This is a genomic window from Hymenobacter busanensis, assembly GCF_008727865.1.
Taxonomy (GTDB): domain Bacteria; phylum Bacteroidota; class Bacteroidia; order Cytophagales; family Hymenobacteraceae; genus Solirubrum; species Solirubrum busanense.
In genome coordinates this window covers 980,499-1,003,782 of the sequence record NZ_VTWU01000001.1, presented here as the reverse complement: position 1 = coordinate 1,003,782, position 23,284 = coordinate 980,499, and the positions used below count along the sequence as shown (strand labels likewise).

General features: G+C 61.2%; 19 protein-coding genes and 1 pseudogene. 2 read left to right on the top strand and 18 right to left on the bottom strand.

Translation table 11 applies throughout. The annotated features are described in order from the left end of the window. Positions 1–86: 86 nt before the first annotated feature. From F0P96_RS04265 to holA, 11 genes are all read right to left on the bottom strand, one after another. The gene (locus F0P96_RS04265; protein ID WP_151077539.1) at positions 87–1,412 is read right to left on the bottom strand and encodes a bifunctional folylpolyglutamate synthase/dihydrofolate synthase; all 1,326 of its coding nucleotides are present in this window, start codon (positions 1,410–1,412) and stop codon (positions 87–89) included. Between the two features lie 85 nt (positions 1,413–1,497). Then, positions 1,498–2,400, bottom strand: a complete 903-nt coding sequence (locus F0P96_RS04260) for a hypothetical protein (protein ID WP_151077538.1) — start codon at positions 2,398–2,400, stop codon at positions 1,498–1,500. Between the two features lie 152 nt (positions 2,401–2,552). After that, positions 2,553–2,960, bottom strand: a complete 408-nt coding sequence (locus tag F0P96_RS04255) for an ExbD/TolR family protein (RefSeq protein WP_151077537.1) — start codon at positions 2,958–2,960, stop codon at positions 2,553–2,555. Between the two features lie 82 nt (positions 2,961–3,042). Continuing rightward, complete coding sequence (locus tag F0P96_RS04250; protein ID WP_151077536.1) at positions 3,043–3,753, bottom strand: MotA/TolQ/ExbB proton channel family protein; 711 nt, start codon at positions 3,751–3,753, stop codon at positions 3,043–3,045. 1 nt (position 3,754) lies between these two features. Next, complete coding sequence (locus F0P96_RS04245; protein WP_151077535.1) at positions 3,755–4,918, bottom strand: HU domain-containing protein; 1,164 nt, start codon at positions 4,916–4,918, stop codon at positions 3,755–3,757. Positions 4,919–5,038: 120 nt separating this feature from the next. Continuing rightward, complete coding sequence (locus tag F0P96_RS04240; RefSeq protein WP_151077534.1) at positions 5,039–6,754, bottom strand: porin family protein; 1,716 nt, start codon at positions 6,752–6,754, stop codon at positions 5,039–5,041. 113 nt (positions 6,755–6,867) lie between these two features. Beyond that, positions 6,868–10,077, bottom strand: a complete 3,210-nt coding sequence (locus F0P96_RS04235) for a tetratricopeptide repeat protein (protein ID WP_151077533.1) — start codon at positions 10,075–10,077, stop codon at positions 6,868–6,870. A gap of 381 nt (positions 10,078–10,458) precedes the next feature. Next, positions 10,459–11,214, bottom strand: coding sequence for a hypothetical protein (locus F0P96_RS04230; RefSeq protein ID WP_151077532.1), 756 nt, complete (start codon positions 11,212–11,214; stop codon positions 10,459–10,461). Positions 11,215–11,282: 68 nt separating this feature from the next. Then, positions 11,283–11,750 carry an RES family NAD+ phosphorylase gene (locus F0P96_RS04225; RefSeq protein WP_151077531.1) on the bottom strand — a complete coding sequence of 156 codons (468 nt, stop codon included), beginning with the start codon at positions 11,748–11,750 and terminating at the stop codon, positions 11,283–11,285. A gap of 9 nt (positions 11,751–11,759) precedes the next feature. Further along, positions 11,760–12,224 (bottom strand): type II RES/Xre toxin-antitoxin system antitoxin, encoded by a 465-nt coding sequence (gene parS, locus F0P96_RS04220; protein ID WP_151077530.1) that lies wholly within the window; start codon positions 12,222–12,224, stop codon positions 11,760–11,762. 100 nt (positions 12,225–12,324) lie between these two features. Continuing rightward, positions 12,325–13,380, bottom strand: coding sequence for a DNA polymerase III subunit delta (gene holA, locus F0P96_RS04215; protein ID WP_151077529.1), 1,056 nt, complete (start codon positions 13,378–13,380; stop codon positions 12,325–12,327). A 169-nt stretch (positions 13,381–13,549) separates the two neighbouring features. Here holA and tyrS point away from each other — a divergent pair, with 169 nt between their 5' ends. After that, positions 13,550–14,890: a tyrosine--tRNA ligase gene (gene tyrS, locus F0P96_RS04210; protein WP_151077528.1), complete on the top strand. Its 1,341-nt coding sequence runs from the start codon at positions 13,550–13,552 to the stop codon at positions 14,888–14,890. Positions 14,891–15,097: 207 nt separating this feature from the next. Here the strand turns inward: tyrS and F0P96_RS21380 are convergent. After that, positions 15,098–15,271, bottom strand: a pseudogene (locus F0P96_RS21380) (histone H1); the annotation flags it as partial. Positions 15,272–15,519: 248 nt separating this feature from the next. Beyond that, positions 15,520–16,758, bottom strand: coding sequence for an aminotransferase class I/II-fold pyridoxal phosphate-dependent enzyme (locus tag F0P96_RS04200; RefSeq protein WP_151077526.1), 1,239 nt, complete (start codon positions 16,756–16,758; stop codon positions 15,520–15,522). Between the two features lie 236 nt (positions 16,759–16,994). Here F0P96_RS04200 and accC point away from each other — a divergent pair, with 236 nt between their 5' ends. Continuing rightward, positions 16,995–18,509 carry an acetyl-CoA carboxylase biotin carboxylase subunit gene (gene accC / locus F0P96_RS04195; protein ID WP_151077525.1) on the top strand — a complete coding sequence of 505 codons (1,515 nt, stop codon included), beginning with the start codon at positions 16,995–16,997 and terminating at the stop codon, positions 18,507–18,509. Positions 18,510–18,581: 72 nt separating this feature from the next. Here the strand turns inward: accC and F0P96_RS04190 are convergent, their stop codons facing one another. The 5 genes from F0P96_RS04190 to F0P96_RS04170 form a co-directional block, all read right to left on the bottom strand. Further along, positions 18,582–19,034, bottom strand: coding sequence for a hypothetical protein (locus F0P96_RS04190; RefSeq protein WP_151077524.1), 453 nt, complete (start codon positions 19,032–19,034; stop codon positions 18,582–18,584). Between the two features lie 42 nt (positions 19,035–19,076). Beyond that, the gene (gene bshB1, locus F0P96_RS04185; protein ID WP_338074383.1) at positions 19,077–19,799 is read right to left on the bottom strand and encodes a bacillithiol biosynthesis deacetylase BshB1; all 723 of its coding nucleotides are present in this window, start codon (positions 19,797–19,799) and stop codon (positions 19,077–19,079) included. A gap of 96 nt (positions 19,800–19,895) precedes the next feature. Further along, a complete protein-coding gene (locus F0P96_RS21350) occupies positions 19,896–21,008 on the bottom strand; it encodes a M23 family metallopeptidase (protein WP_276529388.1) in 1,113 nt (370 codons plus the stop codon). A 188-nt stretch (positions 21,009–21,196) separates the two neighbouring features. After that, entirely contained in the window at positions 21,197–22,141 is a 945-nt protein-coding gene (gene trxB, locus F0P96_RS04175; protein WP_151077523.1) for a thioredoxin-disulfide reductase, read from the bottom strand. Positions 22,142–22,316: 175 nt separating this feature from the next. Then, entirely contained in the window at positions 22,317–23,180 is an 864-nt protein-coding gene (locus tag F0P96_RS04170) for a sigma-70 family RNA polymerase sigma factor (RefSeq protein WP_059071387.1), read from the bottom strand. Positions 23,181–23,284 lie beyond the last annotated feature (104 nt).

Here is a 23,284-nt window from a genome sequence, read left to right as displayed (position 1 = left end):
ATAATGTGCGAAGGTAAAAAATGTGCCGATGTGCTTAAATCAGCAGGTATGCGCCATGCGGTGCCGGCGCTACTGCTTGTGTGGCGCTAGCCGGCGCTATCCTGCTCGGCGTCGTACAGGTCGGGCACTTCGGCTACCACGAAGGTGCTACCGCCCACAAAAATAACGTCGTCAGGCCCGGCGTGCTGGCGGGCGGCAGCCAAGGCTGCCGCAACCGGCCCGTAGGCCTCTCCTACCAAGCCCTCGGCCGCGGCACGCTGTTGCAACTCGCCCGCCGGCAACGCCCGCGGAATATTCGCCTGGCAGAAATAGTAGGTGGCCGCCGCGGGCAGCAGGCGCAGTACCGTTTCGGGGTCTTTGTCGTTGACGACGCCCAGCACCAAGTGCAGCCGCTGGTACTCAAGCCGCGCCAGCTGCCCCAGCACCATGCGGATGCCCGCTTCGTTGTGGCCCGTGTCGCAGACGACCAGCGGCCGGCGGCCCACAATCTGCCAGCGGCCGCGCAGGCCGGTGAGGCGGCGCACGTCGCGCAAGCCGGTGCGCAGGTGCTCGTCGCTGATGGAAAAACCTTGCTGCCGTAATTCTTCCACCACGGCCAGCACGCCGGGCAGGTTCAGGCGCTGGTAGTCGCCCACCAGGCCCAGCTCCACGTCGTCGAGCCACACCGCCCCGTCGCGCCACAGGCGCAGGTGCTGGCTGGCGGCGGCCGGGTTGTCGCGCAGCAGCTCGGCGCGGTACCTGTCTTCGGCAAACTGCAGCGGCGCGCCCTGCTGCGCGGCGGTGTCGGTGAATACGGCTTCGACTTCGCCCTGCCGCTGGCTGACGACGGCCGGCACGCCGGGCTTGATAATGCCGGCTTTTTCGCGGGCAATGAGCGGCAGCGTGTCGCCCAGAATGGCTTGGTGGTCGTAGCTGATGTTGGTGATGAGCGAAACGAGCGGCGTGATGATGTTCGTGGAATCGAGCCGGCCGCCTAGGCCCACTTCCACCACGGCCACGTCCACCTGCTCGGCGGCGAAGTAGTCGTAGGCCAGGGCCACGCACATTTCGAAAAACGACGGCTGCACCTGCTCGAACAAACCGCGCCATTTTGCTACCCAGGCCACCAGGTATTCCGGCGTTAGCTCCTGCCCGTTCAGCCGGATTCGCTCGGTGAACTCGCGCAAATGCGGCGACGTGTAAAGGCCGGTTTTGTAGCCGGCGGCCTGCAGCACGGCGGCCAGCAGGTGCGAGCTGCTGCCCTTGCCGTTGGTGCCGGCCACGTGCACCGCCTGAAACCGGCGCTCCGGGTGCCCCATGGCCTCTACCAGCTTCTGCACGCCCACCAAGCCGTCCTTGAAACCGGCCGCGCCCACGCGCTGAAACATCGGCAGCTGGCCGTATAGAAAAGCGAGGGTTTCGGCGTAAGTCATGGCGGGCGGGGAAATCAGGCTGCAAAAAAACGCCGCCGGCCGGACAAATCCGACCGGCGGCGCCGGTTCTGCGAAATACGGCGGGCTATTCTACCCGGAATTTGTAGGTATAGAAGCCGGTGGCGCCGCCCGTGCCGCCTTTCACGCGGCGGAAGGTCGCCTTGTTGGTCACCGCGTTGATGCAGGCCTGCACCTGCTGGGCCGACATGTTGCTGGCTACTTTGGTCACGGCTACAATCTCGCCGTCTTCGTCAATCTTGATTTTCAGGCGCACGTAGCCGCCTTCGTTGTCGAGTGGCTCCACGCGCGGGGTGTTTTCGAAGGCCCAGCCGCTGTTGCCGAACCCGTCGCCCATGCCGTCGCCGCCGCCCGAGCCGCCACCGCTGCCGGGCGAGCCGTAGAGCGCGCGGCCGTCGAGGGTGCCGTCGGGGCTGCCTTGGTCGCCCACCGAGCCGGGCTTGTCGCCGTTGTTGTTGCCCGAGGGTGAGTTGCTGGTGCCGCTGGTGCCGTTGCCGCCGCCGTTGGCCGCGCCGCGGGGTGTAAACACCGCCCGGCGGTCCACCTTCGGTTTCTCCGGCTCGGCGGGTTTCACGGGCTCTTCGCGGGGTTTCTCGGCCGGTTTTTCCACCGGCGGAATCTTCACGTCGTTTTCTTCTGCCTCGCTGGTAATGATTTTCTCTTCCGTGGGCGCCTGCGCTACGGGCGGCGTGCGCTCGGCGGGCTGCGGCTCGGGGTCGGGCTGCTGGGCGGGTGGGCGCGAGTCTTCGCGGTTGGGCGAGTCGTTGGCCGGGGCCGTGGTTTGCACGTCGCCCGAGCCGGCTTCGTCGAGGCCGTAGTTCAGCTCTACGCCCCCGCCGCCGTTGAGCACGATGTCGTCGGGCGGGTTTTTGAAGACGATCAGGAAAAACAGCAAGGCCAACAGCCCGTGAAACACGAGCGTGCCGATGAGCGCCTCGCGGCGGTGTTCTTCGCGAAATTCAACGGCCATGGGAAAAGATGCAGAAGGTAAAAACTCAGGTTTCAGAAGCGGCCGGCGGGGGCCATTCGCATGGCCGGGTGGGCCAGCCTACTAACAACGCGCCCCGGTGCGACTGAGGTTCAGCGCATCGGGGCAAGTTACGGGCCAGGGCCGGCAGCGGGCTAGCCCTTGGCCTGCTCGGCGGCCGTGGCCATGACCATTTTAATCTTGAGGCGGTTGCCGATTTCGAGGATGTCGACCAGCTTTTGCACGTTCAGGCTTTTGTCGACGCGCAGCACCACAGTGGTTTCCTCGCTGCCCTGAATGCGCTGGCGCAGGGCTTCTTCGAGCGAACCGGGCGCCAGCGGCTGGCGGTCCAGGAAATACGATCCATCGGCGGTAACTGATACGTTGATGGTTTGCTTCATCACTGCCTTGCCCGAGCGGGCATTGGGCAGCAACAGCTTAATCACGTTCGGGTTCACCATCGTCGACACAATTAGGAAGAACAGCATCAGGAAGAACATGATGTCGTTCATCGAGCTGGTCTCGACGTGCGAGGAGAGCTTACGGCGGCGGCTTAAATCCATTGTCAGTTGCGAGTTGTCAGTTGCCGGTTGTCAGGCTGTTCTGAAACGAACGGGCACCTGACAGCGCGCAACCGGCAACTGATTAATTATCCTGCAGAATGTCCATGAACTCGATGGCCGAGTTTTCCATGCGGAACACCAGCCGCTCCACCATCAGCGTGAGGCCGTGGTAGCCCACGTGAGCAATGATGCCGACGATGAGGCCGGCGGCCGACGTGACCATCTTGGTGTACAGACCGCCCGAAATCTGGGCAATGCCGAAGTCGCCAGTGGTGCTAATGGCATAGAAAATCTTGATTACGCCGATGATGGTACCCACGAACCCGAGCATGGGCGCAATGCCGGCCACAATGCCCAGCACGCTGATGTTCTTCTCGAGGCGGGCAATTTCCACTTTGCCCACGTTTTCCACCGAGGTTTCAATGTCCTTGAGCGGAATGCCGATGCGGCGGATGCCCTTCTCAATCATGCGGGCCAGCGGCGAAGCGGTTTGGGCGCAGAGCATTTTGGCACCCTGCAGGTCGCCCTTCACCATCAGGTTCCGGATCTGCCCCATAAACGAGTCGGGCAGCGCGGCGGCCCGGCGGATGGTGATGTATCGCTCGATGATGATGTAGATGGAGAGCAGCGAGAGCAGCGCAATCGGAATCATAATCCAGCCCCCTTGCAGGACCAGATCAATGACGGATAACGAGTCGGGCTGGGCGGCGGGGGCCGCGGCGGCAGTGGCGGTGGGGTCGGCGGCGGAGTCGGCGGCAGCGGTGGTTATCTGCAGCAGAAAGGGTGCAATCATGCTAATAGTTGAAGACCTGAATGTCGTGACCATATTGCTTGCGCAGGGCTGGTAACCCTTGCTTGGCAGTGGCCGGAGTGGCAAAATCGGCAACGGCGAGGCGGAAATAGCGGGTACCTTTCACCTTCAGCGTACCGCGGCGCGGCATGATGATGCGGGCCGGGTGGCCCTTGGCCGCAAGGTTCTTACGCGCTTGTTCGGCCGAACGCCACGTGTTGAACGCGCCCGTTACCACATAGAAACGGTTGGTAACGCCCGAAATTGTGGTACCGCCCGTCGATGCCGCCGCCACCGGCGTTGCCGCTACTGACGGCGCGGACTTGCGCGGGGTTGCAGCCGTGGGCTTTACAGCGGCCGGCTTGGCCGCTACCGCCGGAGTTGCTACGGCTTTCTTGGTGGCTTCGGCCACCGATGCTACCGACAGCTCGGCCGCCGGCTTGGCAATTTCGGGCTGGGTTTCGGGTGTGCCGTCGGGCACGATGGTTTCGGCAAAAGAGCTGCTGGCCAGGTTGGCGGCTTGCGTGTTGGCACGCACCTCGGCTTGCTGTTCGAGGGCCGTCAGTTTCCAGTCGTCGGGCAGGTAGCCGGCGCGCAGGGCAAACTGGTAGTTGGCCGACAGCACCAGCCCGACGAGCACCATGCCCGCTACGACGTTGAAGACGCGGCGCAGCCGGCCGTTCCGGCTCGCGGCCAATATGGGCTGAGGCATTTCACGGGTACGTTCGCGGGCCAGCAAGGCATCGGTGGCGCGCACGGGGCGCGAGGTCAGCTCGGGCAGACCGTAGCTGGCGGGCAGCAGGTTGGTGGCCCCGGTGTATTCAAAATCGAGCCCGCGGCCGGTGGCGCGGCGAAAAACGCCGATGCCGGGCAACTCGGTGCGCTGCTGGGCTTCCAGCTCCTGCTGCATGGCGGCCACGGCTTCGCGCACCTGCTGCCGGGCCATGCCGGCCGTGAGGCCCGTAGCGCGGCTCAGGGCATCCACCAGCAGGCCGTCGTTGCGCGTCAGGGCCTGGTTAAAGGCCACGCGCTTGGTCGGCGGCGTCAGCGTGTGGCGTACCGGGTGCAGCCGCGCCGGCTCGTAATCGGCAATCAGGCCGCCGAAATCGGGAATGATGACGCAGTCATGGTCGCGAAGCAGGCGCTGGATGTGGTCGGATAGCTGCAAGGCGGTGCGAAGTGAGGTGAGCGGTAAAAATTGGACAACGGCCAGTTGCGGGCCGAGCCGCCGAAACGCTTCACGCAGAAGCGCCCCGGCGGCTCGGGCAATGCTTGGGAAGTCAGCCGGTTAGAACTGATAGCCCACGCCGGCCAGTACATTGACGCCCTTCACTGGATAGTTCAGGAAACGCTCGTACTTACGACCTAGCAGGTTGTTGCCCAAAACAAAGAACGACAAGTTTTCCGAAAAGCGGTAATCAGCCCGCAGGTTCAGGTCGACGACGGCATCGGTGGTGCGGATGGCTTCGCGGAACTGCGTGGTGGGCACGCCCACCGGGTAGCGCACCGAACCGTAGCTGGAGCTGAGCGCGTACAACTCGCCGCCCAACAGCAGCTTATCGTACATGTTGTAGGTGGCAAAGAACACGCCCTGGAAGGCCGGGCGGTGGAACGGCTCGGCCAGGGTTTTCACCTTGTAGCCGTTGTAATCGAGCTTGGTGCCCACGCGCACTTTCTCGGCGGCGTTGTAAATCAGCTCGCCGTGCACGTTCATCAGCTGCGTTGACTTCGGGTCGTACACGAGGTCGTAGCGGGTGGTGTCGCGGCGCGAGAGGTTGTAGAAGTACAGGTTCCGGTCGTTGCTGAGCGTGACCTTCACCGAAGCCTGCAGGTTGCGCACCGGCGCGGCGTTGAAGCCAAAGAACACCGTGGGCCCGCGGCGGGTGTCGGCCACCTGCTGGCGCGGGCCGAGCCAGGCGTTTTCCTGCGTCACATCGTAGAGCGTGACGCGCTGCAGGCCGCCACCCAGGCCGCCGAAGAGTACGAACTTGTCCTCCACTACGGTGTAGCCCAGGCGCACGGCCGGGAAGAAATTGGCTTGCCGGGCGTTGTTGATGGTGTCGCCGGTGTAGCCCACGGTGCCGCCCACGCCGATGTCGAGGCGGGTGCCGATTTTCTGCTCGTACACGGCCGTGGCCTGCGCAAACGGCCGGCTCAGCGAAAACGCCGAGTCTTTTTGCGAGATGAACGACAGGTCGCCGTCGAGGCGCACGCGGCCTTTCTCGGTCACGTAGTAAGCCGTGCGCAGCTGCGCGTACACGTTGCCTTCCGTGGCGGCAAACCGGTCTTTCCAGTAGCGGTAGCCGGCGGCCACGTCGTATTGGAATGCCGCGTCCCGGTCGCGGTTGCGTAGGTAGGCCTGCGCATCGACGCGGTAGAACACCTGCTTGATCGAGTCCGGGTCGGGCGTGGGCTCGATCTTGGGGTTGTAGCCGTAGAAATTGGCCCGGTCGCGGCCCAGGTTTACGCGGGCGCCCAGCGTGGTAGGGCCGTTGTACCGCTCACCCATCAGCTGCACCTTGCTTTGGCTCACCGACGAGTTCTTGCCATCGACTGGGCCACGAGCGGAGGACAAATGGTCGAGGTCGAGGCCGTAGGCGTAATCGGGGTTGCGGGTGGTGTGCAGGTGCGCCTGACCCAGCAGGGAGGCGTAGTTGCCCACGCCGAGGCGGGCGTAGTTGCCTTGTAGCGGCGCCAACTCTTCTTGCTTGATGGTGAGCACCCGCACCGAGGGGTTCAGGTTCTGGCTCGGCAGCCGGAAGTCGGGGAAGGTGTAGCGCACCTGCCGGTCGGTTTTGGCGGGCGGGGCCAGCTGAATCTTGTCGAAGTTGCGCGCCGCCTCGGGCAGCTGGTTTTCGCGTTCCTTCACAATTTCAATTTCGGCTTCTTCAATCTTGCCGCTCTTGGGGCGCGTCGTCGGGCGCGTGGGCTGGGCCAGCGCCGGCACGGCCGCGGCCGTCAGCAGGGCGGCCAGGGTTAAGCGCCGATGGGAAGAAATGCTCATTCAGAAACTCAGGTCTAAGGATTCAGGGGCTGCGGCGCCGGGCTTTGGGTCCCGCCAGCCGCTCCCCTGGCATCCAACGATTCAAGGATTGATTTCGGGCGACAACGCTGGGCTTACTCCTCTTGCGCCGGAGCGGCCGAGTCGGTGCGGGTCGAGTCGGATTGCGGTTGCAGGGAGTTGCGCTTGCCGGTGGTGGGCGTTTTAGGCGTTGTGCCGGGTTTGGTCGTGCCCGCTTTGGTCGTGCCGGCGGGCTTGCTCGTGGCCGGCTTGGTGCCGCCGGCCGGAGCGCCCGTGCCCGCGGCATCCAGCGCGGCCAGCTTCTGCTTGGCGGCTTCCAGCACCTCGGCTACCGGGAATTTGTTGTCGATGATGGAATTGAGCGTGGCGCGGGCCTGGAACATCTCGCCCTGAGCCTGGTACACGTCGGAAATCAGCAGAAAAGCCCGCCCCAGCCACAGGTCGTACTGGTTGAAGTCGGAATTGAGCTTGAAGGCGGCGTCCAGCGCGGGCTCGTACTTTTTCTGCTGAAACAGCACCTCGGCCAGGGTGTACTGGGCTTCGGCGCCGTTCACGTCGGCGGTTTTGGCGGCGGTAGTCAGCTCGGTCACGGCCGCGTCCAGGTCGCCGGCTTTGTAGCTGGCTTTGCCGATATACACCTGCGCGGCGCTGGCCGTGGCGGGCGTAGCGCTGCCCTCGGCCAGCACTTCGGCGGCCACGCGCTTGGCGCCGGCGTAGTCGGCGGCTTCGTAGTAGCTGCGCACCAGGCCCAGGCCGGCGTTGGCCCGGTCGCGGCGGTTGCTGGTGGTTTCGCGCAGGCGGGTGTAGTATTTGGCGGCCTCGGGGTAGTTCTTGTTCTCAAACTCCAGCTCGGCCACGCGGCCCACGGCCCGTAGCACGTACTCGCTCTTGCCTTCTTCCACCACGGCTTTCAGGCGCGGCAGGGCCTCGGCTTTCTTGCCGGTTTTCAGGTACGAGTCGGCCAGGAAAAAGCGGGCGTCGGCGGCCAGGGCGTTGGCGTTGTACTGCTTCAGGTAGGCTTCGAGGCGCGGAATGGCCAGGGCGTACTTCTCGGCGGTGTAGAGCGACTTGGCCGCTTCAAACTCCACCGATTCCACCGCCTTGTCGTTGGGGTTTACCTGCTTGTAGGTGGCCAGCTCCTGGTCGAAATCCTCCGTGCGGCCGAGGGCCGTGAGGCTTTCCTGCAAGCTCAAAATGGCGCTGGAAGCCGATTTGGTGCGCGGAAACTGCGCCAGCACCTGTTTGAAGTCCGTCACGGCTTTCTCGTGCTGCTGCAGGTTCTGGTAGGCCACGCCGCGCTTGAGCAGGGCCTGCGGCAACAGCGGCGAGTTCGGCCGGTTCTGAATCAGGCGCGTGAAGCCTTCGATGGCGGGCTGGTAGTTGCCGCCTTCGTAGTCGAGCTGGGCCTGCTGGTACACCGCGTCGTCGGCGTAGCGCGAGTTGGGCGAGGTGCGCAGCAGCGTCTGCAGCGTCTTGGCTGCGTCGTCTTTGCGGCCCATCAAGCTCAGGGCAAGGCTTTTCTGGTAGTAGGCAAAGTCCTTGTCGGGCGCGTTGGCCTGAATGACTTTGTCGTACAGCTCGATGGCCTGGGCGTAGCTTTTGGCCACGTAGTAGGTATCGGCCAGGCGCAGCGTCACGTCGTAGTAGTTCGGGTCGGAGGCCGGCTTGGCTTCCTTGTCGTTGAGGAAAGCCTGGAAATACGGCCGCGCCTGGGCGTACTGCTTGTTGTTGTAGTAGGCGTAGCCGAGGCCGTAGCGGGCCTTTTGGTCGAAGTCGGTTTGGGCGGCGGCGCCGTCGCGGGCCGTGCTCAGGGCCGCGTTGTAGGCCTTGATGGCCGGCTCGTACTGCAACCCCACCGAGTAGATTTCGCCTTGCAGCACCTGGGCGGCGGCGCGCAGGGCGTCGTCCTGCTGCACCCGCAAGGATTTCTCCACCAGCGGCAGGGCCTCGCCGTACTTGCCGTTGTTGTAGAGCGTGGCGGCCTGGTAGTAGGCCACGCGCTGGTAGGTGGCGTTCAGCTTGGGCGTGCGCTCGTCGAGGCCTTCGAGGTAGCGCAGGGCGCGGGCGTAGTCGTTGCTGCCCAGGTAGGCGTCGGAGAGCAGGTCGTCGGCAATGGCGCGGTTCTTTGAGCGCGGGTACTTCTTGCCGAACTCCTCCAGCGCATCAATAGCGTCCGGGGTGTTGCCCAGCTCGTAGCTCACCTGCGCGTACTTTAGCTGCGCGTTTTCGGCCACCTGCTTGTCGAACGAGGCCCGGCGGGCGGCGTCGAAGGCCGTTAGGGCCAGCTGCTTGGAGTTGTTCTGAATGTAGCTCAGCCCGAGGTGGTAGGCCGCGTTCTGCCCCAGCGAGTCGCGCTGCGCCGCCACGCCCTTCAGGCTGCCGATGGCGCCCTTGAAGTCGCCCTGCTTGAAGTTGGCGTAGCCAATTTTGTACTGCACCATCGGCTCGATTTTCTTGCGGCCGGCGGCGTATTTGTCGAAGTACTCGGCGGCGCGGGCGTAGTCCTGCTTCTGGTAAAAGGCGTCGCCCACCAGCAGCTGAATCTCGTCGGCGCCCTGGGGCGGCGGGTTCTGGGCCAGCGCCTTGGTGCCGTAGTCGATGAGCCCGTCGAGGTTGCCCTCTTTGTAGTAGATCTGGCTCATGATGGCCGGCACCACCGGGCGGTAGGCGTCGTTCTGCTCGGCCGTGGCCAGGTCCTGGCGGGCGGCGGCGTAGTTGCCGGCCTTGAAGGCGAGGTAGCCCGCGTAGTAGCTGCTGGCGTAGCGGTACTGGTGGCTGCCCTGCTTGTTGCGGTCGAATATCAGCTTGGCCTTGTCGAACTCCTTCTGGGCGAAGTAGCTGTAGGCGAGCTTAAATTCCGACTCGGCCCGCTGCTCGTTGCCGAGGTTGTCGGGGGCCACGCGCTGCAGGTACTCGGCGGCGCGCTTGTAGTCCTTTTTGTCGAAGTAGGTTTTGCCCAGCTCGAAGAAGGCCGAGGCGGCTTTGGGGTGGGCCGGGTTGTTTTCGGCGAAGGCCAAGATGCGGCTTTCCGCGTCGGGATGGAACAGGTACAGGCCGCTGACGGCGTAGTAGTACTCGGCGTCCACGGTCCGGTCGCGCAGCTCGCCGGTGCGGCGCTGCGTGGTTTCCAGGTACTGCTGAAACGCGGTTTGGGCGGCGCCATATTGGCCACGGTCGAAGAGTTCGAGGCCTTCGAGGAACGGGCGTTCGTCGTTGGTGAATTTCTGGGTGTGCTGGGCCTGCAGGGCCAGCGGCGTCGCGGCGCTGAGCGAGGCAGCCAGCGCCAAGCGAGAGAGAAGCTTCATGGGCGGAGCGTTGCGGGAGGAAGGGCCCCGGCGGCCCGGTGTTGGTCAAAAGTAGGGAAAAATGCCCGCGGGTTGCGGGGTTTTGCCTGCTTTCAACGCGGAATGGAGCAATTGAGGTATAACGGGAACGCGCTGGTTGGCCTGAATTGGGTAGTTGTCCATACTTGGCAGCAGGCGGCAGTGCCCGCGCTGGCACTGGACTGCGCCAATTGACTCATACGCCCGAGCGGCTGTGCCACAAGTGTTCCGTATTAATTGAGTACTTCCCACCGGACAGGTGGCGCGGCCAGATCTGTAACCCGCTCTAGTATATGTATCACTGGTTTCAGTCCAACTAAAGCAACATACTTGCAACGGAAAACCCCCTTCCAAGCAGTACAATCACTTTTTTACAAACGTATTCGATATATAGAGCCCTGCTATAAAGCGACTTCCATTATCAGGCTCGATTATAACTGAAATTGCCTTTGAAAGCTTAGCTGCCTTTACTACTGTAAATACTTTAATGGCGTGAGGCTTCGCGCTAACAACATCAAATCCCTTTATATCAACAATCAATCTATTCCCTTTTACAGCATTATCAAATACCCTCAAACTGTCGCATATTCTATTTACAGCATATTGATTAAAAACATTTTTATCAAAGTATTTACTCACTATCATACAATTACCATTACACATTGCTTTAACCATTTTACCAACAACAGATTCATTGTTCTTAAAAAACAACAGATCGTTAACTGAGTATTCATATATTTCTTCCCTCAATGAATACCTATAAATCACTCGGATGAAATCATAGTTGAATTCATCTTTTTTGATATTGTCAAAAAAGATGAATGCTGATTTTGACGCTGGAACACGAAGATCCGAATAATAATTAAAAAAGCTTGCATCCAAATCCTCTACCAATAACTGAAAATACTTACCACTTTTTTTGAACTTTTCTGTAGTCTTTACATAGCCAATGGTTCCAGTAACACTCCCACCAAATTCATTCGCAACCTTGACAACAGCATCACGTTCTGACTTATTGCTACATGAGGAAAAAGTAACTATCACAAAAAACAATGCCATCCATTTAAATGCTGCAACATGCTTCATGTTATAATTCAGTTCTGTGAATTCAATTTTCATTTGTACTGTTTTACTTCACGTCGCCCAGCGGCCTGAAGGGCTTTTTCGTGGGGCTGAGGCAAAACGCGCTACGCGGCCCCGGCGTCGGAGGCTTTGATGCGGGCGTCGAAGCTGAACGGTTCCTGCGTCACAATGCGGATGCGGCCGAAATCGGGGTGGCGACTGTGCAGCAGGAAGTTGCTTTCCTGGGGCACAATGGACGAGGGCACGCGCAGCACGGCCGAGCGGCGGGCCTCGTACCACGCGCTGCCCAAGGGCTGGCACAGGCCATAGCGGCTGGCTTTGGTCCAGTCGGGCGGCAATTGCGCCAGCGGTATTTCTTCCACCAGCAAGTCGTCGGGCACGTCGATGACGAGCACCCGGAACTGGTCGTTGAGCCCCTCCCCGCTGCGGTGCACCACGTTTTCGAGGCAGGCCAGGGCGCGGCTACTGGCGCAGTAGATGACGAACTGGTCCTTGAAATTCCAGCGCGCCCGGTAGCCCGAGGCAAACAGGCCGTCGGCGTACTTAGCCAGGCAAATGCGGTACACCAGCATCGGCCGAGGCTAAGACAAGTCGCCGTAGGCAATGCGCTGCAACTCCTCGGCCACCAAGTCGATGCCGCCGGAGGTTTCGAGCAGGCGCAGGGGCACCTCCTGGTCGAGGCCGTGGGCGGGCTTGTCGAGCCAGCGCAGAAACGCCGCCGCCTCGCCGAACACCTCCACGCCCAGGTTGTAGAGGGCAATGATCTTGAGCGTCTTTTCGCTGCTGGCGGCGCTCAGCGGCTTGTTTTCCTGCGAGTAGCTGCGCAGCGTCTTGGTCGACAGCTCGTAGATGGCCTCCAGCTCGTTGGGCTGTAGCTGATAGGCTTGGGCTACTTCGAAGGCCGTGGCGGCGGGCACCCCTTTGCGGGCTTCCAGCACCAGGGCAAAGGAATCTTTGCCGGTGCGGCCCCAGGCCGCCCACTTCTTACGCAGCGCAATGGGCAGCGCCGTCGGGTCGGTTTTGGGTTTGATGCTGGTGGTGGCCATGGTTACTGAGGAAAGCTGCCGAAACTTAGGAAATTTTTCCTTGTAACGCAGAAAAATTTCTTTTGGTTCTTCGCGGCAAAGGCTTTAGCGCTAAGACGGGCTACCCCAGCACCGCCGCCACCGGCACCTGCGGGTGCAGAATCATGAACACCAGTTCCTGCAGGATCTCGCCATCTTCCATCGAGCCGCTGTCGACGCCCTTGCTCTGCAAGTCGGCGCGGCGGATGAGGCGGATGATGTCGCGGGTGCGCTGGTAATTGAACACGCGCTGGGCCTGCTGGTACTCTTTCTGGGCGAAGGCGTGGGCAATACCAAGCCGCTTCCAGTCGGCGGCCGTGGGGTTGGGCAGCGTGTGTAGCTGCAGCAGCCGCAGGAAAAAGTTGAAGAGCAGCGTCAGGTTCGGGATGAGCGGGTTGTCCTTGGGGTTGGCCGCGAAGTGCTGCACGATGCGGTTGGCCTTGAGAATGTCGCGCGTGACGAGGGCTTTCTGCAGCTCGAAGATGTTGTAGTCTTTGCTGATGCCCACCAGCCGCTGCACCGTGGCCGCGTCAATCGGCTCGCCCGGCTTCAGGTTTAGCTCGATCTTCTGGATTTCGCCCAGCAGCCGCCCCAAGTCGGCGCCGATGTACTCGCTCAGCAGCTGCACGGCCTCGTCGTGAATGGGGCGCTGGCGCTGCTTCATGGTGGCCTGCAGCCACTGCGGCACCTGGTAGTCGCGCAGCTTGTCGGAAGTCAGCAGCACGGCGTGCTCGGTCATCAGCTTGCCCAGCTTCTTGCGGCCGTCGAGGGTTTTGTGCTTGTAGCCGAACACCAGCACCGTGCTCGGGAGCGGGTTTTTCAGGTACGCCTCCAGCAGGGTGGCCGCGTTGTCGGTGTCGAGGCCCGGCAAGTTCTGGGCTTCCTTCACGATGACGACGGTGCGCTCGGCCATCATGGGAAAGCGGCGGGCCTGGCCCAGCACCGTGGCCACGTCGGTGTCCTTGCCGTAGAGCACCACCTGGTTGAAGCCCTTGTCGGCTTCGCTGAGCACGTTTTTCTCGATGAAGTCGGAGGCCAGGTCAATATAGTAGGGCTCCTCCCCTTGCAGAAAATATACCGGCGCAAACTGCCGCTTCTGCAGCTGCTGCATGAGTTGGTCGGCCGAAAGTGCGGGCATGAGTCAGTTGCGAGTTGCGGGTTGTCAGTTGCCAGGACGTCTAACCGCAGGTAGCGCCCCGTGCAACTTCCGTGCAAAGGTACCGCCCTGCCCTTACCTTTGCGCCCCCGGTTTGCCGGTTTTGCATCTTCCGCAAACCGGCAGCCGGCAACCGACAACCCGCAACTGAATGGACCTGATTGAAGAACTGCGCTGGCGCGGCATGTTTCACGACATGATGCCCGGCACCGACGAGCACCTGCGCCATAATGCCCCCATCACCGGCTACATCGGCTTCGACCCCACGGCCGCCTCGCTGCACATCGGCAACCTGGCCACCATCATGCTGCTGGTGCACCTGCAGCGCGCCGGCCACCGCCCGGTAGCCCTCGTAGGCGGCGCCACCGGCATGATTGGCGACCCGTCGGGCAAGTCGGCCGAGCGCAATTTGCTGGACGAGGAAACCCTGCGCCGCAACCAGAACGGCATCAAGGCGCAGCTGGAGAAGTTCCTGGACTTTTCGGAAGGCCCCACCGGCGCAATGGTGGTCAACAACTACGACTGGTTCAAGGAATTCGGCTTTCTGCAGTTTCTGCGCGAGGTGGGCAAGCACCTCACCGTAAACTACATGATGGCCAAGGATTCGGTGAAGCGCCGCATCGGCGGCAACGACGCCAGTGCTGATTCCGGGGGCGCCGAGGGCATCAGCTACACCGAGTTCAGTTACCAGCTGCTGCAGGGCTACGACTACGTGCACCTGCACCGCACCTTGGGCTGCACCCTGCAAATGGGCGCCTCCGACCAGTGGGGCAACATCACCACCGGCACCGAGCTGATCCGGCGCATGAGCGCGCACGGTGGCGAAGGCGAGGCAGGCAGCGGCCAGGGCAAAGCCTACGCCCTCACCGGCCAGCTCATCACCAAATCCGACGGCACCAAGTACGGCAAGAGCGAAACCGGCACCGTGTGGCTCGATGCCACGATGACCTCGCCCTACCAGTTCTACCAGTTCTTCCTGAACGCCGCCGATGCCGACGCCCCGCGCCTGATTCGCGTGTTTACGCTGCTGACGGAAGCCGAAATAACGGCCCTCGAAGCCGAGCACGCCCAGGCCCCGCACAAGCGCATCCTGCAGAAAGCCCTGGCCCAGGACGTAACCACCCGCGTGCACTCCGCCGAAGCCTACGAAGCGGCCTTATCTGCCTCCGAAGTGCTCTTCGGCGGCGGCGACCTGGCCAGCCTCGACGAGGCCACCCTGCTCGACGTATTCGCCGGCGTGCCGCGCCTGGAGGTACCGCGCGAGCAAGCCACCGGCCTCTCCGTGCTCGATCTGCTGAGCGAGGCTACCGGCTTCCAGATTTTCCCTTCCAAAGGCGAAGCCCGCAAGATGATGCAGGCCGGCGGCGTGAGCCTCAACCGCCAGCGCGCCGACGCGCCCGCCCAACCGGTAGCCGAACTGCCCTTGGTGCAGGAACGCTACGTGGTGGCTCAGAAAGGCAAGAAAAACTACTTCCTCATCAAACTGACCTAAGTTCCAAACCGCCACAAACAAAAAGGGCGCCCGACATGTCGGGCGCCCTTTTTGTTGGGTAGTGTAGTGCGACCTGTCGGCCGCGCCGCATTACTTCTTCTTAGCAGCCGGAGCGGCTTTCTTGGCAGCAGCCGGAGCGGCTTTCTTAGCAGCGGCAGGCTTGGCAGCGCCAGCCTTAGCACCACCGGCAGCACCAGCGCCAGCAGCGCTGTTCTTGGTGTTCTGAACTTCCGAACGGATGGCCTGGGCCATGTTCTTCAGTTCCTGCATGCCTTTGCGCACACGCGTGCCGGCAGCCGAGTTGCTCTTGTCGTAGAATTTCTCGAAGTCACCTTCCAGGGACATCACGAGGTCACGCAGGGAGCCAAAGTTATTAGCCATGAGAAAAGGAGGAGGGTTTGTGGTGTGGAACAAGTATTTGACCGGGTCTAATATACGGGCATTTCAAATACAAGCTAATTTTTCTCTTTTTTTTTAATCGGCCTATACAGCGCGTATGGGGCCATTTCACTACCTAAAATCTGCGTTTTCAGATTTTTGGCCTTCGCCATTTCTCTTGGCTTAGTGCAAAAACAAACCGCCCGCTACACGAGGCAGCGGGCGGTTTAGCTTATTAGCAAAAAGCCGTTCTAGGCCGTTGCAGGCTGTTTCGAGTACAGGCCTTTGTCGAGTTTGGCCGCTACGGCCTCGAAGGCCGCAATGGTCTGCTTTACGTCCTCCAGCGTGTGCGAGGCCGTGGGAATCAGGCGTAGCATAATCACGTCTTTCGGCACCACCGGATATACCACGATGGAGCAGAAAATGCCGTAATTCTCTCTCAAATCGAAGGTTAGCTGCGTTGCATCGGGAATTTGGCCGTTGAGCAGCACCGGCGTAACCGGCGACTCGGTGGTACCGATGTTGAAGCCTTTTTCGCGCAGGCCGCTTTGCAGGGCGCGCACCACCGTCCAGAGGTTTTCTTTCAATTCCGGCTGGGTGCGCAGCAGCTCCAAACGCTTGATTGCGCCCACCGTAAGGGGCATAGGCAGGGATTTGGCGAAAATCTGGCTGCGCATGTTGTAGCGCAAATATTCAATTACCGATTCGGGCCCGCCCACGAAGGCACCGATGCTGGCCATCGACTTGGCGAACGTCGAAAAATAAATGTCGATGCCGTCCTGCACGCCCAGAAATTCGCCCGTACCGGCCCCGGTTTCACCCATCGTGCCGAAGCCGTGCGCGTCGTCGACGAACAGGCGGAACTCGAATTTCTCCTTCAAGGCCACCACCTCGCGCAGCTTGCCGAGGTTGCCCGACATGCCAAATACGCCCTCGGTGATGACCAGAATGCCGCCGCCCGTCTCGTCGGTCATGCGCTTGGCGCGCTCGAGTTGCTTCTCAAGGCTGGCCATGTCGTTGTGCGGGTACACGAAGCGCTTGCCCTGGTGCAGGCGCACGCCGTCGATGATGCAGGCATGCGACTCGGCGTCGTACACAATCACGTCGTGGCGCGACACCAGCGCGTCGATGATGGACACCACGCCCTGGTAGCCGAAGTTGAGCAGCAGCACGTCGGGCTTCTTGATGAAGTCGGCCAGGTCGGCTTCCAGCTTCTCGTGGTAGTTGGAGTTGCCGCTCATGATGCGGGCCCCCATGGGCACGGCCATGCCGAACTCGGCGGCCGCTTCGGCGTCGACTTTGCGTACCTCGGGGTGGTTGGCCAGGCCGAGGTAGTTGTTGAGGCTCCAGGTCAGGACTTCCTTGCCGCGGAAAATCATCCGGGGATTGACTTCGCCTTCGAGCTTGGGAAACGTGAAGTAGCCGTGGGCGTAGTGCGAGTGGCTGCCGAGCGGGCCGCGGTTGGCGGCAATTCTCTCAAAAATATCCACGCGGGAATGCTTTTGGGTGGGGTTACTGAAAAAACGCGGCCCTGGCGCCCGTTGGGGCACGGCCGAACGCGGCGCAAGTTACGAAACGACGCTCAGCCCGGCGCAGTTAAGTTCGACCGTAGTCGGCACGCCGAATAGCAGCGCGAACTACCACCGAGGGCCGGCGTAGCCAAAGTTCGCGCTACGTCCTACCTTCGGCCTTCCAAACCTTTGCCCTTCCCCTCCGCCCCTTCGGCATGAAGAAAATCACCAAGCTGCTCGTCGCCAACCGCGGCGAAATTGCCCTGCGCGTGTTGCGCTCGGCCCGCGAAATGGGCCTCCAGACCGTGGCCATCTACTCCGAAGCCGACCGCAACGCCCTGCACGTGCGCTACGCCGACGAAGCCGTGTGCGTGGGCCCGCCCGCGTCCAAAGACAGCTACCTGCGCGGCGACAAAATCATCGAAGTGTGTAAACAGCTGGGCGTCGACGCCATTCACCCCGGCTACGGCTTCCTCTCCGAAAACGCCGAATTCGCCCGCATGGTGAAGGAAGCGGGCATCATCTTCGTCGGCCCCTCGCCCGAGGCCATGAACATCATGGGCGACAAGCTCTCGGCCAAGCAGGCCGTGCAGGCGTACAACATTCCGCTGGTGCCGGGCACTGCCGAGGCCATTTCCGACGTGGAAGAAGCCAAGCGTATTGCCGAAACGGTGGGTTTTCCTATCCTGATTAAGGCTTCGGCCGGCGGCGGCGGCAAGGGCATGCGCCTGGTGCACGCGGCGGCGGAGTTTGAGGAGCAGATGCAGCTGGCCATCAACGAGGCCGTGTCGGCGTTTGGCGACGGCGCGGTGTTCATCGAGAAGTTCGTGACCGGCCCACGCCACATCGAAATTCAGGTATTGGGCGACGAGCACGGCAACATCGTGCACTTGTTTGAGCGGGAATGCTCCATTCAGCGCCGCCACCAGAAGGTGATTGAAGAGGCACCCTCGTCGGTGCTCACGCCCGAACTGCGCGCCGAAATGGGCCGCTGCGCCGTGGACGTGGCCCGCGCCTGCAACTACACCGGCGCCGGCACCGTGGAATTCCTGCTCGACGACCAGCGCAACTTCTACTTCCTCGAAATGAACACCCGCCTGCAGGTGGAGCACCCCGTGACGGAGTGCATCACCGGGCTCGATCTGGTGAAGGAGCAGATTAAGGTGGCACAGGGTCTGCCGCTGAGCTTCCGGCAGGAAGACCTAACGATTACCGGCCACGCCGTGGAGCTGCGTGTGTACGCCGAAGACCCGCAGAACAACTTCCTACCCGACATTGGCAACCTGGCGGTGTACGTGCGCCCCCAGGGCCCCGGCGTGCGCGTCGACGACGGGTTTGAGCAGGGCATGGACATTCCGATTTACTACGACCCGATGATTGCTAAGCTGGTCACCTACGGGAAAGACCGTACCGAGGCCATCGAGCGGATGCTGCGCGCCATCGACGAGTACCAGATTACCGGCATCGAAACCACGCTGCCCTTTGGCCGCTTCGTGCTCCGGCACCCCGCTTTCGTCTCCGGCGACTTCGACACGAACTTCATCAAGGACCACTTCCAGCCCAGCGTGCTGGCCAACAACGCCCCGAACGCGGAGCTGGAGCAGTTGGCCGCCGTTTTCGCCGCCAAGCTCCTGACGGAGCAGAAAGGTGCTGCGGTTTTAGAGAATGGCGCGACTCACAGCGGAACGACAGTGCAGGCTTCTAATTGGAAGAAGAATCGGTTAGCCTAAATTTCCACTACCCATAAAACGAAGCACCCCGATTAGAATGTTCGGGGTGCTTCGTTTTATGGGTAGTGGAAATTATTCTTTGTTGCTTTTAACAAACAGCCTTACTAACGCTGCTAATGAATCAAAATTGATTAGCGAACCTTTCTTCTTGGCAAATGGCTGAACTATTTTGAATGAAGAGGCAATTATATTTGCTAAAAAGGATTCTCTTTCTCCACCAGTTTTCAATCCACTCAACTGATCCGTATTGATTTGGAATTCATATTCCAATACTTCCTTCAGTTCAACACCTCCATCTTCGCTTTCACTAGTCTTATGTAGTAAATACCTATTCCGTCGCGGTTCAAACATCTCTTTTTTTGATTCTTCCGCAGAGATAAATATTAAACCGGCACGAACTTCACAAGACACCTTTTCTAAATTATTCGCGTTTATACAGTCCTCAAGCGAATTAAGAAAGTCATTCACCCATATATTTATTGATATATCTACTCTCACAAAACACCTATTAAATATAATTTTCATAGCAGATTATTTACTTAGTTGAAGTATTCTTGTAATAGTTAATTATAGCAACGTCGTCACGTCACGCACTCCTATCGGCCGCTCCACGGTAAATCCTTCGCCGAACTCAGCGCCGATGATGTGGCCCATTTCGCGGGCGCGGGCTTCGAGGAACTGCCAGAACACGGCCCCCGAAATGTAGGTCTGCTCCTCGCCTTCTTCCACCACGTTGAACTGCGACTTGTAGGCGGCAATGGAGGCGCGCTTGGTCTCCCAGTGCGCCGAAATATCCACCACAAAGTCAGGTTTGATCTGGCGGTCCTGGATGTAGTGGTACACGTGCTTGGGGCGCCACGCGGCCTGCGGCTGGCCGTCGTCGCCCAGCGTCTCAATCATCTTCAGGCCAGCCAGAAAGCAGGCGTCGGATTGCAGCTGGGCGCCGCGGCCGTGGTCGGGGTGCCGGTCGTGAATGGCGTTGCACAGCACCACTTCGGGCTGGTAGCGGCGGATGGCGGCAATGATGGGTAGCTGATGCTCGCGCACGTTCTGGAAAAAGCCGTCGGGCAAACCCATGTTTTCGCGGGCGTGCAGCCCCAGAATCTGCGAGGCGGCAGCGGCTTCCTCGGCGCGGGTAGCGGGGGTGCCGCGCGTGCCCAACTCGCCCCGCGTGAGATCTACGATACCGATTTTCTTGCCCAAGGCGGCAGCCGCCAGCATGGCGCCCACGCAGGACATTTCGGCGTCGTCGGGATGCGAAGCCAGGGCCAGGATGTCGAGTTTCATCATTCTTGAATTGTTAAATGGTCAAATGGCCAAATGGCTGATTGTCCTAACGAATCGTTGAACGACCAGCCATTTGACCATTTAGCAATCCAGCCAGTATTATTTGATGCGGAGCGTACGACCGGGGCGCAGGGTGGTCTTGCCCGTTATACCGTTGAGGCGCCGAATCTGAGCCTGCGACACGCCGTATTTGTCGGCAATTTCCGAGAGCGTGTCGCCCGACCGGATGCGGTGCGACACCACGCGGCGGGCGGCCGTGGGCTTGTGCTGCGCCGCAGCGCGGGCGCGGGCTGCCGCTTTTAAGCGGGCGGCCTGGCCGGCGTAATTAAACAGCGCGGCCGTAATCTGGAGGTTTTCGCCGCGCAGCTGGTGCTCGGGAAAGTCGTACACCTGCTCGGGGTCGATGGGGTTGCCCTCGTAGCGCACCTCGTAGTGCAGGTGCGAGCCGGTGCTGCGGCCGGTGCTGCCACCTTTGGCAATCAGCTGTCCGGCCTTCACGAAGGTACCGGGCTTCACCAGCTGCTTGCTCAAGTGGCCGTAGAGCGTCTCCAGGCCGTTGTAGTGCCGAATGACGAGGTAGTAACCGTAGCCGCCGCCGTCCCAGTTGGCCACGCGCACCACGCCATCGAAAGCCGCTTTCACCGAGTCGCCGGTTTCTAGGTCAATATCCACGCCGTAGTGCCAGCGGTAGCCGCGGAAACCGAAGTCCGAGGTCAGCGGGGTTTCGGCCATGGGCATGCGGGCGTACCGCTCCCGGGGCGGGTCGGTCAGGTGCAGCGTGAGGGTGTCGCGCAAGCGGCGGCCGTCCATGCGGTAGGGGTTCACCGAGCGGGTATCCCAGATGGAGTAGTAACCGGCCACTTTGATCCACGACGAATCAATGAGCACCTCTTCCGACATCTCGACGATGCTTTGCTCGCCCAGGTTCAGGGTGCTGGTGTCTTCGCTCACAATGCTGAGCGGCTTGGCCGGCTGGAACACCGATTTGGCTGCTTCTGAGTTGTCGTCGGGCAGCTCTTCGGTTTCGATGAGCACCGTGGTATCGGGCCGCACGTAGCGAATCTTGGGCGCTTTGATGCGGAAAAAGTCTTTGGGCGTACCGGCTTTCGCCTTGGGCGTAGACTTGCGCCGCTGCGCCAGCCCCTGGTCGGGGGCCAGCCAGAGCAGCAACGCCAGCAGCGTCAGGAGCCAGAATTTGAACGTATGGGACAAGGGCACGTGGGGGTGGAAACGGACTTGGCCCAGGTGCTGGGCGTGGCGGCCCGGCACTTGGGGGTGCAAAGTACGGAAGCATTCAGCAAACGGGCCGACCTGCGCGTGGCAGGTCGGCCCGGACAACGGCCGGGGGTGGCCGTTTAGTATGCGTGGAAAGCCGCAACGCACGCTGCGGCAAAGCCGGGCTAGTGGACGCCCAGCGCGGCCAGGTAGCGCTCGGCGTCGAGCGCGGCCATACAGCCGGTGCCGGCGGCCGTCACGGCCTGGCGGTACACAAAGTCTTGCACGTCGCCGCAGGCAAACACGCCGTCAACGTTGGTTTTGCTCGTGCCGGGCAGGGTTTTCAAGTAGCCCTGCTCGTCGTGGTGCAGGTAGTCGCGGAAAATGGCCGAATTGGGCTCGTGGCCGATGGCAACGAAGAAACCCTCGATGGCAATTTCGCGCGTTTCGTGGGTCAAAATGTTTTTCACGCGCACCCCTTCCACGGCGTGCTGGCCCAGTATTTCATCGGTCTGGGTGTTGAAGAGCACCTCAATCTTGGGGTTATCGAGCACGCGCTTCTGCATGATCTTAGAGGCGCGCATCTCCCCTTTTCGCACCAGCATGTACACCTTGTTGCAGAGGTTCGAGAGGTAGGTAGCTTCTTCGGCCGCTGTGTCGCCGGCGCCCACAATGGCCACGTCCTTGCCGCGGTAGAAGAATCCGTCGCACACGGCGCAGGCCGACACGCCCGAACCGTTCAGCCGGGCCTCGGACTCGATACCCAGCCACTTGGCTGAAGCGCCGGTGGCAATAATTACGGCGTCGGCTTTTAGGGTAGTTTTCTCATCGATGGTCACCCGGTGCGGATGACCCGAAAAATCGACGCTCGTAGCCAGACCGTAGCGAATATCGGTGCCGAAGCGTTCGGCCTGGGCTTTCAGGTCCTCCATCATTTCGGGGCCCATCACGCCTTTCGGGTAGCCGGGGAAGTTCTCCACGTCGTTGGTGATGGTGAGCTGCCCGCCGGGCTGCAGGCCCTGGTACATCACGGGTTGCATGTTGGCGCGGGCGGCGTAGATGGCAGCCGTGTAACCGGCCGGCCCCGAGCCAATAATCAGGCACTTGACGTGCTCAGTAGCGTTTTCCATTGAAGGGAAAGATTCGGAAAGAGTGCGGCAAAAGTAGCAGCGCGAGCTTGCAGTTCGCGCATCGCCGAACAACTACGTTCGACGCGTAAAGCGGAATGCGAAGTAGCACTCCGCGGTACAAAAAACCCCGACCGTAGGGCCAGGGTTTTCAGTGACGATAAAGTAGCCGTGGAGCTTAGCCCAGGTAAGGCTTCAGCGCCTTGCTGCGCGAGGTATGGCGCAGGCGGCGGATGGCTTTTTCCTTGATCTGACGCACCCGCTCGCGGGTGAGGTTGAACTTCTCCCCGATTTCTTCGAGGGTCAGGGAATGTTCGCCGTTCAGACCGAAGTAGAGCGTAATGACGTCGGCTTCGCGCTTGGTGAGCGTGCTCAGGGCACGCTGCACTTCCTTGCGGAGCGAGTCGGTCATCAGGCCGCTGTCGGGCGTTTCCTCGTCTTCGTTTTCGAGCACGTCGAGCAGGCGGTTTTCTTCGCCCTGCACAAACGGCGCGTCCACCGATACGTGGCGGCCCGAAATCTTGAGCGTGTCCACCACTTCTGAGGTGGTCAGTTCGAGCACTTCGGCAATTTCTTCGGGCGAGGGCTCCCGCTCAAATTTCTGCTCCAGCTCCGAAAACGACTTGCTGATCTTGTTCAGCGAGCCAACGCGGTTCAGGGGCAGACGCACGATGCGCGACTGCTCGGCCAGGGCCTGCAGGATGGACTGGCGAATCCACCATACGGCGTAGGAAATAAATTTGAAACCCCGGGTTTCGTCAAAGCGCTTGGCGGCTTTAATCAGGCCGAGGTTGCCCTCGTTGATCAGGTCGCCCAGCGACAAGCCTTGGTTCTGGTATTGCTTGGCCACCGACACCACAAAGCGAAGGTTGGCCTTGGTGAGCTTTTCCAGCGCCTGCTGGTCGCCTTCCTTGATGCGCTGGGCCAGCGTTACCTCCTCGTCGGGGGTGAGCAGATCCACCTTGCCAATCTCCTGGAGGTACTTGTCCAGCGACTGACTTTCGCGGTTGGTAATCTGCTTGCTGATTTTTAACTGTCTCATTGTGACGGGCGCGGAAGCGGGTAGAAAGGTGCAGGTTGAATTTCGGAGCGAAAACCGGCCGAAGCTCGGTCAGAAGGGGCTAACGCCCACTCCTGACCGAAAGT